Here is a 12,739-nt window from a genome sequence, read left to right on the forward strand (position 1 = left end):
GTTTAAGACTAACTGAAGCATTTGGAACAACTGCTGTCTGCGAGCTTTGAAATTCGGAAATAATTTTTCCGTTGTTATCTGTGATTCTTGCTTCTAGGCTTACCTGTCTTAGAAGTGATGAATTAGGGTTTTTAACTTCTATTATTTGCTCAGTTTCATTTGATTTTCCCAAGTCAAATTCTAAATTTTTTTCTTTTTTATTGGAGTAATTTATATCCTCCATAAGAAGAGCGACAACGTTACTATAAACATTTAAAATCCCTTGTTGACGATCAGATTCTTTGGGTATTTTGGTTACATTAATTCCTCCAATAGCCTGCCCTCTGATGCCTGCTTTCGGAACTTTAAAAGCAATCGCAATCTCTCTAACTTCATTAGGAGCTAGAATGAGTTTTAAGGGACCTGCTTTTGCTTCTTTTTCAAAAAAGATATCTTTATAAAAGTTGAAAGTTGGTTCTTTCTCTACTAGGTATTGCTTTACTTTCTCATCAGATAAACTATAATCTAGCGTAAAATTATTGTTATTAACCGCCTGATTTGCTGCTATTTCAAAATTATTCTCTTCATTTCCATTGTTGATTATTAAATTTAGTTTGATTGACTCACCTTTTTTTACTTTCAACCACCAATAAGAAATGTTTTCATCTTTTTGGTGTCCTTCAAGTACCGCTTCTATACTAAAATCACCTGTTGAACTTTCTACATGAACAGTTTCAAATAGACTAACTAAAAATAAACTTATTAGAGATAGGAAAAGTATTTTATTAATTTTATTAATTTTCCTCCTTTTTAAGACGGTCCATTAGCAACGGTATATTGGAAAGTTCCCGCATTTGAATTTGTTTGACTGAGTAAGCTATTATTGGCCTTAATATTTAATCCAGTATCCGTAGGAAAAGTCATTGTGTACCACATACCAGCCCCTGTCATTTTAATCCAAGAAGGTAATTTGCTATCAATGGTTATACTTGCAATCTGCAAAGACGAATTAAGATTTAATTGTGTCTGCGCTTTAGTCGTTGGGTCAACCCAATAATACTGTAGACCATTCGGAAAATTATTTTGTGTCATTTTGACAAGAATATGTATATTAGGGTTCTGTGCTCGGTCATCTCCAACAACTAGACTTTCAGCACTCGTCCCATTTATTAGTGAAGACCAAGAACCGTCTATGGGAGTTCCTTTTGTTGCTGATGGATCTAAAGAAATATTAAATATCCGATTCATATTAGATACTGCAGCATTTAATTGAAATCCTAAAGGTTGATACCATGAAATATATTTACCCGCTGCAATGTTTGGCGCATCACTTCCATAATTATTAGGACTTAAATTTATCACCTGTAAAGTAGGGTTAAAAGTTGTTAGAGTTCCTGTATTCATCCGATACCAAATATCTGAACTCGTAGGAGTAATTGTTCCTTTATTGGGTGTTATCAAATCATAAGTTGAATCAAAAGTATAACCTGTTGATGATGAATGGGTTCGCAATCCACTTCCTGATATAGTAACGGGAAAAGTTAAGACGGTTGTAGAAAAAACGGAACCACCTGCCGTATTAAAACTTACAACTTTAGGGTCTGTCATTGTTATTCCACTTCCTAATCCTGGAGCAAGTGAAACCACATTTTGGTTTGGATTTAAGTTATTAAATAGAACACTTGAACCCTGCGCAAAATTCCATTTTACTGCCCCAGTCAAAAATGCATCCAAACTAATGACTCCACCTGTCGTCGCCTTAAAAGTTGCATTTTGCCCAACATTTAAGTTCCAACTATTTAGTGTATTTAAGGCCATAAACCAACCTCCAGCATAGGTAGATGAAGTATTAACCGTTCCGTTAATGACAAAGCTCCCATTGATATTCCAGTTCAAGGCTCCAACTACTAAAAGAGCACCATCATCATAATACATCGTATATGTCTTATTTAAATTCCAAACCATTGCTGCTCCAGCATCGACTTGCAATGTCGACCCACTATTTGAGTAATAGACATAGAAAGGTTGATCGTTGCCCCAACTCTCATTCAAGGTAGTTGTTCCAGTTTCTACTTCCGTATAGGCTGCCACTTGAATCCACTCCCCTTGATTATCTGCACCAGCTGAACTGATGTCATTCATATTATGGTTTTGCAGAATATTGAAGGTGTTCGTCCCTCGAAAAACAACTTTTCCATTATCATTTCTAATTGGTTGTGCCCCATATATTCCGTCCCCATTGCTTACAGTCACATTTTCATAAACAGCGGTCGCCTTGGCATTGTTCCCTTTCATTTGAAAAATCCCACTCGTAATATTGTTGACAATTGTTGCATTCTTAACTGTCAGTGTAGTATCCGCTGAAACTGTTCCGTTAGACCCGAATGCTCTCGCTGTCCCATCACTCCCACCGATACTTTGAGCTGTCGTATAAGTAGTATCATTATCAAGATAAAGAGTATAATTATTTCCGTTGATTGATAAAGATTTACCACTAGAAACGGCATTCCCAGAGTTCAAAACACTATTTCCCGGAACATTTGCTGTCACATTGAAGAATACTGTAGCTTTTGATGCCGTATTGGGAGTGACTGACTTATAGGTATCAATCATATCTTGCCAGCTATTCGTATTATAGTAAGTTGCTCCAGTTACTCCAGTTACTGCACCTGTGCTATCAATTGTTCCTGTAAGAACAGCAGCCTTAGTTTTGGGAGTCAAACCAAATAGAATAATTAGAAATCCTAAACTTATGAGAAAAATAATTTCTTTTTTTTATTTCACTGTTTCCCCCTTCTATGGACCTGTCACGAGTGTCGAGATAATCGTTGCTTGGTATGAACCTGTGACAATTACTTTATTTGTTCCATCTACTGTAAGTTGCGCCGTCACAGCACCACTAGTTAATGCTCCATTAGCTCCTGTCCCACTTCTTAGAACAACACCATTTTGTTTAAAAATATTAATATTAGAGCTTCCGATAAGTTTTTCATCAGTACTGTTTGCTACCGAAATATAGAAAGCTGTGGTTGGCAAAACGATAGAGCTAGAAACTAAGGTAAAGTCAGAAATCGATTGTTGAAGAGAAAAACTTGTTGAGCTTCCAGACAAATTAACAATTCTAATTGGTCCATCTCCTGTTGCATTGCTATTAATTACTGATGCACTTGATGTTTGGGTCCCAAAATTAAAGTTTGGAGCAGTCAAACTCCAAATATTTGTTGTTGGAGCGGTAACATTTATATAGCCATTTGCTGTAGAATTTTGGCTGTCAATTGCTGTATCTGATGACACAGGGTTCTCAACAAAAATTAGAAAGGGGATACTAATAAAAATTAAACTAAATATGAATATTTTTGCTTTATTTATGTCAGTCATTCACCTACCCTCTTTCAATATGTTGTCGTTTATAAATTACTCTGTAGTCTATATATCATTTATAACCTATTTCCTAACTTAAGTCTAATAAAACGCTTTCTTACGCCTCCTTTGTACGAATAATAATACACTCCCTTCAAATACTTATTAACTTTTATTCAAAAATAAAAAAAAGCCCCATTTGGGACTGTTTATTTTTTTATATATTTTTTGTTGTAAAACTACGACTTTGCATCACCTTAAGAATTGCTGCAACTGTATCTAGCGAAGTAAAGAGAGGAATTCCTCGGCTGATTGCTTCTTGTCGAATGCGGAAACCATCAGTGGCTGTTGTTAATGAAGCTCGCGTATTACCCATGGTATTGACAACGGCTTGAACTCGTCCCTGACGAATATCTTCAACAAGCGTTCCTTCCTCATCTTCTCCACCAGCAAGTTTTTCCACTTCGCGCACATAAAGTCCGTTTTCTTTAAGAAAGGCTGCTGTTCCTGCGGTAGCAACTAATGAATAACCAATTTCGGCAAAATCTTTAGCAAACGCTAAGGTTTCTTCTTTATCCTCATCAGCGACTGTGAACAAAACTGAACCATAATCAGCCATATGAAGTTTTGCTGCTTCAAATGATTTATAGAGCGCTTTTTCAAGTGTCACATCTGAACCCATTGCTTCACCGGTTGATTTCATTTCTGGACCAAGTAGGCTATCTACTTTTGCCAATTTTGTGAAACTAAAGACGGGTGCTTTAACGTGAACCATATCAGGTGTAGGGGCAAGTCCTGCTTCATAACCTAAGTCTTTCAAGTTTTCACCTAAAATCATTTGGGTTGCCAATTGTGCCATTGGGATATTGGTAACTTTTGATAAAAAGGGAACAGTACGTGAAGCGCGAGGATTAACTTCAATCACATATACTTGTTCTTCATAGATAACGAACTGAATATTCATCATTCCTATGCAATTTAATCCAATCGCAAGGCGTTTGGTATAATCAACGATTGTATCAATGATAGCTTGAGAGAGATTTTGTGGTGGGTAAACTGCCATCGAATCGCCCGAGTGGACTCCAGCACGCTCAATATGTTCCATAATTCCTGGAAGAAGAACTTCTTTTCCATCACAGATGGCATCAACTTCACATTCTTGACCTTGCAAATAGCTGTCAACTAAAACTGGATGTTCTGGTGAAGCTTTAACCGCACGATTCATATAATCACGCAAATCTTTTTCATTATTAATAATTTCCATGGCCCGACCACCCAAAACAAATGAGGGACGAATAAGGACTGGATAACCAATTTTGTTGGCATTAGCGACCGCTTCTTCTTCATTTGTTGCTGTCGCCCCTGGTGGTTGTGGAATATCTAAATCTTGCAGTGCTTTCTCAAATAAATCACGGTCTTCAGCTCGGTCTAAATCTTCGACTTGAGTTCCTAAGATTTTGACTCCTGCTTTTGATAATGGCTCTGCCAAATTGATGGCCGTTTGTCCACCAAACTGAACAATGACACCTAGCGGTTCTTCAAGGTCAATGACATTCATAACATCTTCAAAAGTCAATGGCTCAAAGTAGAGTTTATCAGAAATAGAGAAGTCTGTTGAAACTGTTTCGGGATTCGAATTGATGACAATGGCTTCTTTACCCAATGCTTGGATAGCTTTCACACAATGTACCGTTGCGTAGTCGAACTCAACCCCTTGTCCGATACGGATAGGACCTGACCCTAGAACGATTATTTTTTCTTTATCTGAGCGTTTAGATTCATTTTCCCATTCATAAGTTGAATAGAAATAAGGGGTTGAACTTTCAAACTCGGCTGCACAAGTATCGACCATTTTATAAACAGGAATAATCTTGTTTTCTTGTCTACGACGTCTAACTTCTTCTGGCGTCACATTCCATAACTTGGCAATTTCTCTGTCAGAAAATCCATTTTTCTTGGCTGTTTTTAGAAGTTCTGGCTCAAAAATATTTACCTTTAATTGATTTTCAATTTCAACGATATGAAGGAGCTTATCAAGGAAGAAAATATCGATTTTTGTCAAATCAGCAATTTCTTCGATTGGAATTCCGCGACGAATCGCTTCTGATACATAGAAAAGTCGGTCATCTTGTGTTTTAACCATTTTTTCATAGAGTTTTTCGTCATCAGCTTCAATCGCTTCAGTCATTTCATTATGGAAAACACCAATTTCAAGCGAACGAACAGCTTTTAGAAGACTTTCTTCGATGTTGCGTCCAATTGCCATAACTTCACCTGTTGCCTTCATTTGTGTTCCTAAATGGCGGTCACCATTTTCAAACTTATCAAATGGGAAACGGGCGATTTTTGCCACAACATAGTCAAGGGCTGGTTCAAACATGGCATAAGTTTTGTTGGTTACTGGATTGATGATTTCGTCCAGAGTCATTCCGATTGCAATTTTAGCTGACATTTTGGCAATCGGATAGCCAGTTGCTTTTGAAGCCAAAGCTGATGAACGGCTGACCCGTGGATTGACTTCAATGACGCGGTATTCATAGCTGTTCGGATCAAGGGCCAATTGAACATTACAGCCACCTTCAATTTTAAGAGCATGAATGATATTGAGCGAAGCATCACGGAGCATTTGATATTCATTGTCAGACAGGGTTTGACTTGGGGCAAAAACGATAGAATCGCCCGTGTGGACACCTACTGGATCAAAGTTTTCCATGTTGCAGACAACGATAGCATTGTCAGCAGAATCACGCATAACTTCATATTCGATTTCTTTATAACCTGCGATTGATTCTTCAATCAAACATTGTGTCACAGGTGAAAGTTTCAAACCATTTGCTACAATTTCACGGAGTTCTTCTTCTGTGTCACAAATTCCGCCTCCTGTTCCTCCCATAGTAAATGCTGGGCGAACAATGATTGGATAGCCAATTTTGTCAGCAATGTTAATTGCTTCTTCAACTGTGGTTGCAATATCGCTGGCACAAAGAGGCTCATTGATTGATTCACAGAGCTCTTTGAAAAGTTCACGGTCTTCTGCTTGGTCAATGGCACTTAATTTTGTTCCTAAAAGTTCAACATTAAGCTCCTCAAGAATTCCTGTTTTTGATAATTCCATTGCCATGTTGAGTCCTGTTTGCCCGCCAAGTGTTGGTAAGAGTGCGTCAGGACGTTCTTTACGTAAAATTTTACTGACAAACTCTAAAGTTATAGGTTCAATATAGACCGTGTCAGCAATTTCTCGGTCAGTCATAATTGTTGCTGGATTTGAATTGACCAAAACTACTTCATAGCCTTCTTCTTTAAGAGCAAGACAGGCTTGCGTTCCAGCGTAATCAAATTCAGCGGCTTGACCGATAATGATTGGACCTGAACCGATAATCATGATTTTTTTGATATCATTACGTTTTGGCATTTGTTTTTCTCCTTTGTAGTAAAGCATAACTTCGTTGTAATTACTTACAAGCCGCTTCGCTCCTTGCGCCCTTTATTTTCAATCATAAAAAGTTAAAAATAAAGCAAAAACATCTGCCAGAAACCTAGCAGATGTGTCCTAATATGCCCTGACAGTTTACTGACAGAACTAGCCCTGTCCGCTTTGGTACTTATGGATCAAGCTACACCGCTCTTTTGTCAGTAACTTTTAAGGATAATATTTCCTGTTCACAACCTTGCTAGCCTCTCTGGACTAGATTAAAAGTTTTATTGTTTATTAGTTTAGCAAAATAATTGACCTTTTACAAGTCTCAGAGCATTTATGACTTTTAAAGTAATTTTTTGATTTCTTCTTCCATTTCTTCAGGCTCTGTTTTGGGCGCAAATCGTTCAATGACTTGTCCATCTTGGTCAATTAAAAACTTTGTGAAATTCCATTTAATAGTTCCACTAAGCGCCCCTTTGGCTTCCTTTTTCAAAAATTGATAAAGTGGATGAGCTTCTTTTCCATTTACTTTAATTTTTTGAAACATGGTGAATGTAACGCCATAATTCAACTGACAGAATTCATTAATTTCCGTATTTTCACCAGCATCTTGATTAGCAAACTGATTACAAGGAAATCCTAGAATCTCTAATCCTTGGTCCTTATATGTTTCATACAATTTTTCAAGTCCCTCAAATTGTGGAGTAAAACCACATTTACTGGCTGTATTGACTACGATTACGACTTTTCCTTTGTAGTCAGACATTGAAACAGTTTCACCGTTCATTTTAACGGCACTAAAATCATAAAAATTCATTATTTGTTTACCTCCTGGTAAATTTTGCTTATATAAGTTATTCCATCAGAAATAATTTATAGATTTAGTTTTACTGACAGATGGCTCAGCATAAAAATTGATTGCTGTCAGTAACTATTTTACTGACAAGAATTCCAAAACTCATCATCTACTTTTCTTAACTAGTTTTAGTATATCAAATATTGATTTTTAAGCCAAGAACTTGATTTTTATGTTAAACTATTTTTATGAAATATAAAACTCGACGAAGAAAACCAAATCGACGTCAATCTTTGTTAAAACAGCTCATTTTTATTTTCCTAATCATTTTAGGAATATTTGCTTATAATAGAAATTTTAATAATCAAGTAGAAAAGCCCTCCGAAGCCCAACTTGAAGAAATCCGTGAACATAAATTCATCAAAGAAATTGCCCCCTTGGCTCAAAATCACAAAAAGAAAGTCAAGTTCTAGCTTCTATTACCATTGCTCAAGCCTGCCTTGAATCTAACTTTGGTAAAAGTGAACTCGCTAGTAAATATCATAATCTATTTGGTGTGAAAGCCTCAGGCGATGTTCCTAAAGTCTCACTTGAGACTCAAGAGTACGAGAACGGTCAATGGATTACCATCCAAGGTGTTTTTCGCGTTTATCCTAACTTTGCTGATTCCGTTTCGGCTCATACACAACTTTTCCTCTATAGCACAACTTGGAACGCTAAACAATACGCTTCTGTTCTTAGCGCAACAGACTACAAAACTGCTGCTAAGGCGGTCCAAAGCTCTGGCTATGCGACTGACCCCACATATGCTGATAAACTTATCAATATGATTGAAACTTATCATTTGAATCAATATGATAAAAGTTCAACCATTTAAAAATCACTGACAGATTTGTCAGTGATTTTTTCTAAAATTTAATTATTTTTCAAAGATGCCTTTAATTGATTTAAGAATTTCCATACAAATCACAGCGATTACGGCAAGACCCGCAGCTACAGCCCATTCAGACCAACCAAAACTTGCTGGAATTGAAAAGATTTCTCTAAGGAATGGTAGTGTGGTCAAACTGTACAAAGCAAGACAGAAAGTTACAGCCATCAAAACATATTTATTCGTTGTAAAACCAAGTTTGAAAATATTTTGTGAATTTGAACGTGCAGCAAAAGTTTGCAAAGTCCGAGCCAAAATCAAAGTTGTAAAGGCCATAGCCACACCCATTTCAGGTGAAGTTTTTTGTCCAACATATTGAGAGATAATAGCCGCAATCCCAATCAATGAACCACGAATCAAAATAATCCTCATCAAACCATTGGCAAAGATTCCTTCATTTAATTGGCGAGGAGCTTTTTCCATAACATCTGGTTCTGCTTTTTCCATTCCTAAGGCAATGGCTGGAACAGAGTCATTGACTAGGTTAATAAACAATAGTTGCAAAGCAGTAAATGGATTAACCCAACCCACAATTAAAGCAAAAACAATCGCAATAATCGCTCCTAAGTTTCCAGAGAAAAGATAACTAATTGATTTTTTGATATTATCATAAACCACACGACCAATTGATACAGCAGAAACAATTGATACGAAATTATCATCAGTCAAAATCATACTTGACGCATCTTTTGCTACATCCGTTCCTGAACCCATGGCAATCCCAATATTAGCTTGTTTAAGGGCTGGAGCATCATTGACCCCATCACCTGTCATGGCAGTCACTTGATGTTCATTTTGCCAAGCGCGGACAATTCGGATTTTATTTTCAGGCGAAACACGCGCATAAACAGAAATCTTTTGCAAATTGTCACGAAGTTCATCTTCAGTCAGCGCATCCAGTTCTTGACCCGTAAGAGCCATGTCCCCTTCATTCATCAAACCAATATCTTTAGCAATGGCTTGCGCCGTCGTTTTATGGTCACCCGTAATCATAATTGTTTTAATGCCGGCTTTTTTGGCTTCGGCAATTGAATCATAAACAGCTTCACGAGGTGGGTCAATCATTGCTGACAAACCAATAAGAATCAAATCATTTTCGTCAGTAAGTGTGAGCTCTTTCTTATCATCACTGGCAGGTTTGTAAGCGTAAGCCAAGACACGAAGTGCTTTTTGACTAAATGCTTCATTTTGAGCTTGGAATTTTTCTTTTAATTCTGGAGTAAACTCTTGTACTTTTCCATCTAAGAAAACTTGGTTGCAGCGATTAAAAAGTACATCTGGGCCACCTTTAACAAAAATCGTTTTCTGACCTTCAAAATCATTGATTGTACTCATTAATTTACGTTCTGAGTCAAAGGGAAACTCAGCCAAACGCGGTGATTTTTCTCTTAATTCTTGATAGGGATGACCAATTTTATCACTATAAGCAATCAAAGCCACTTCGGTAGGGTCACCCAATGCTTGTCCTTCTTGTGAAAATGATGAATCATTACAGAGTACCATTGCATTAAGTAAGAGCTTTTGGTCTACTTGTGACAAGTCTGTCAGTTCTTTGCTACTTTCGGTTGGTAAGTAAGAATCAACAACTGTCATTTTGTTTTGAGTCAAAGTTCCCGTTTTGTCAGTACAAATGATTGAAGTTGAACCTAAAGTTTCTACGGCAGGCAAATTACGCATAATCGCATGTTGTTTCGCCATTTTATTTGTTCCAACTGACAGAACAATCGTAACAACTGATGAAAGAGCTTCAGGAATTGCTGCTACCGCAACTGCAACTGCAAACATGAACGAATCAAGAATAGCTTTTTGCATATCAGCCGTTTGATTTGTCGTAAAGAGGCGAAGAATTTGCACGGCAAAAATCAAAGCACAAAGCGCCAAAATTGCCCAGCCCAATTGTTTCCCAAACTTTTCCAGTTTTTGTTGGAGAGGTGTTTGTTTGGCCTCAGCAGTTTCCAACATTTGAGCAATCTTACCAATTTCCGTTTGCTCAGCAATGGCTGTCACGACAAAATCTGCTCGTCCATAAACAACAAGACTTGAACTGAAGACCATATTCTTACGGTCACCAAGTGCTGCTTCTCCCTCAATAAGATCTGAAAATTTTTCAACTGGCTCAGACTCACCTGTCAGCATTCCTTCTTCAACGCGTAAGTTTTGAACGTCAATTAAACGGCCATCCGCTGGAATGAAATCACCAGCTTCCAATGAAACAATATCTCCAACGACAAGCTCACGCGCAGGAATTGATGTTTTTTCCCCATTACGTAAAACTTTGGCTGATGGTACCGACATCTGTCTCAAAGCATCTAAAGAACTCTCTGCCCTTTTCGTTTGAACAACAGCCACCACTGAATTAATCATCAAAACAATGAAGATAACCAATGATTCAACGAATTCGCCTAAGAAAAGTTGGACAAAAGCGACTAAAAGTAAAATAATCACCATCGGGTCTTTCAATGTATCAATAAAAAGTTCCCAAGTTGAAGTTTTTTTCTTCTCTTTTAATTCGTTGAAACCATTCTCGGCTTGACGAAGTTCAACTTCTTTGGGTTTCAAACCTTCAAGTTGACTTTTAGTCTCCTCCAAAACTTCATTGACGGACTGATTGTAACGCTGCATAATGATTCTCCTTTATTTCTAACTGATATCATGAGAGGTCTTACAAAAAAGACCTCTGCCAGATATCAAAACTGGCAAAGGTCTTGCTAAACATACATAGTATGTCAACAAAGCCGGTGAGAATCTCACGAATTGACGACTTTGTTTCGGTCTTACCGACGCTACTCCCCTTTGGAATATTTAAGTTACCCTCATTTTATTAAAAAAGGACTATTTTGTCAAGCAGTTTTCTTATTTTTTAACTACAATTTTTCTGCTCAAGACTGACTTCTAATAAATTTAATCGCTTCTCGATTTTGTTCTTTTAAATCAATTCCTTGGGCTTTGGCCGCAAAGATACAACCACAGTAACATTGACGATAAACATCGTATTCTTTACACATCTCAATGGAACGCTTATAGCCATTATTCTTCTTAAAATCACTCGGAAGATAATTCACATCATAAATTTTTTGAATATCAAGCCCAATTTCATTAATCAATTGACTGTCTTTTTTGGGCGATAGCGTTAAAGCACTACCAAAATAATCAAAACCAAGTTCCAAAGCTTTTTCAGCAACAATATCCAAACGCATTTCAAAGCAAGAGCTACAACGTTTCCCACCCTCGGGTTCATTTTCTAAATGTTTTTGACGCACCATTTGTAAAAAGACATTTGGTTCATATTCAGCCGCGATGAATTGAACGTTATTTCCTGTTCGCTCATTAAAATCTGTTACAAACTGTTCTTGTACCATCTTTCTTCTTGTATATTCCGTTGAAGGATGAATGTTTGAATTGGCAAAATAAATTGTAACATCAGCCGATTGAGTGAGATATTCTAAAGAATAAGTACTACAAGGGGCGCAACAAGAGTGAAGTAAAATTTGGGGGCGAACTGATTCTCGTTCCCAACTTTCACGAACTCTTTGAAAAACACGATCATAATTTATTTTTTGATTAGGATTCATTTTCTCAATGATATTTAAACTATTTTCCATCATTATTATCCTTACATCTCTCTATTTCTGACCATTATTATATCATATTTTCAATTAAAAAATGACCTCTTATAACAGAGATCATTTATCGGTTATTATATCCTTTATATCAAAATCTTGGAAAATTGATAAATCTAAGAGATATTGGATAAGATAATTCTATCTATTTTCAAGTGAGCTTTCAATACCATTTGTTGATAACTTTTGTTAATCACAAAAAATCTACTTATTAAAAGAACTATTTTGTCTTCTTCTGGCTAAAGTTTCGACTAATTTTTTGTTTTTACTTTTTATAAAACAAGTAAAAGTTAAACTGGAAATTCCTGTTATTAGCCACGTTTCCCAACCATTCTTAGCATTGAATCTAGCAAATATTAAAATTTCTTTGACCATTTCTTTCCAAAATTCTGTTACAATCTCTTCCAACTCTAAATGCGAATTGGCGTAGAAATGTGCACCAATAATTACTAAAAATAAAATAATCCAGCCAATAATATAAGTCCAATTCTTTTTCATTAAGATAATTGGACGTTCATACTTATCTTTTTTTCCTTCATCTTTAAATTCAACTTTCGAAGATTGCAACCAACCAATTAAAAATGATAATAGAAATAAAACAATAGCTACTATTATATCTTCTTTCCAAGTCATTG

General features: G+C 36.5%; 8 protein-coding genes and 1 pseudogene. 1 reads left to right on the forward strand and 8 read right to left on the reverse strand.

Annotated elements, in window-relative coordinates; genetic code table 11:
• The 5 genes from LLA01S_RS10530 to LLA01S_RS10550 form a co-directional block, all read right to left on the reverse strand.
• On the reverse strand, positions 1-622 hold a 622-nt coding region (locus tag LLA01S_RS10530; protein ID WP_061778287.1), incomplete at its 3' end, for a WxL protein peptidoglycan domain-containing protein.
• 167 nt (positions 623-789) lie between these two features.
• Positions 790-2,700 carry an RTX toxin gene (locus tag LLA01S_RS10535; protein ID WP_162267156.1) on the reverse strand — a complete coding sequence of 637 codons (1,911 nt, stop codon included), beginning with the start codon at positions 2,698-2,700 and terminating at the stop codon, positions 790-792.
• A 75-nt stretch (positions 2,701-2,775) separates the two neighbouring features.
• Positions 2,776-3,273 (reverse strand): hypothetical protein, encoded by a 498-nt coding sequence (locus LLA01S_RS10540; protein ID WP_232034991.1) that lies wholly within the window; start codon positions 3,271-3,273, stop codon positions 2,776-2,778.
• 283 nt (positions 3,274-3,556) lie between these two features.
• Positions 3,557-6,751: a carbamoyl-phosphate synthase large subunit gene (gene carB, locus LLA01S_RS10545; protein ID WP_014572744.1), complete on the reverse strand. Its 3,195-nt coding sequence runs from the start codon at positions 6,749-6,751 to the stop codon at positions 3,557-3,559.
• Between the two features lie 349 nt (positions 6,752-7,100).
• On the reverse strand, positions 7,101-7,574 hold the full coding sequence (locus LLA01S_RS10550) for a glutathione peroxidase (RefSeq protein ID WP_011676368.1): 474 nt from the start codon (positions 7,572-7,574) through the stop codon (positions 7,101-7,103).
• Positions 7,575-7,801: 227 nt separating this feature from the next.
• Here LLA01S_RS10550 and LLA01S_RS10555 point away from each other — a divergent pair.
• Positions 7,802-8,430: pseudogene (locus tag LLA01S_RS10555) on the forward strand (glycoside hydrolase family 73 protein).
• A 42-nt stretch (positions 8,431-8,472) separates the two neighbouring features.
• Here the strand turns inward: LLA01S_RS10555 and yoaB are convergent.
• The 3 genes from yoaB to LLA01S_RS10570 all read right to left on the reverse strand — a co-directional run.
• On the reverse strand, positions 8,473-11,106 hold the full coding sequence (gene yoaB, locus LLA01S_RS10560; protein WP_061778290.1) for a cation-translocating P-type ATPase: 2,634 nt from the start codon (positions 11,104-11,106) through the stop codon (positions 8,473-8,475).
• A gap of 257 nt (positions 11,107-11,363) precedes the next feature.
• Positions 11,364-12,086: an epoxyqueuosine reductase QueH gene (locus tag LLA01S_RS10565; protein WP_014572748.1), complete on the reverse strand. Its 723-nt coding sequence runs from the start codon at positions 12,084-12,086 to the stop codon at positions 11,364-11,366.
• Positions 12,087-12,308: 222 nt separating this feature from the next.
• Positions 12,309-12,739 (reverse strand): hypothetical protein (locus tag LLA01S_RS10570; RefSeq protein ID WP_021211118.1); only part of this gene is annotated, 431 nt, incomplete at its 5' end.

The sequence above is a fragment of the Lactococcus cremoris subsp. cremoris NBRC 100676 genome (genome assembly GCF_001591705.1).
GTDB lineage: Bacteria > Bacillota > Bacilli > Lactobacillales > Streptococcaceae > Lactococcus > Lactococcus cremoris.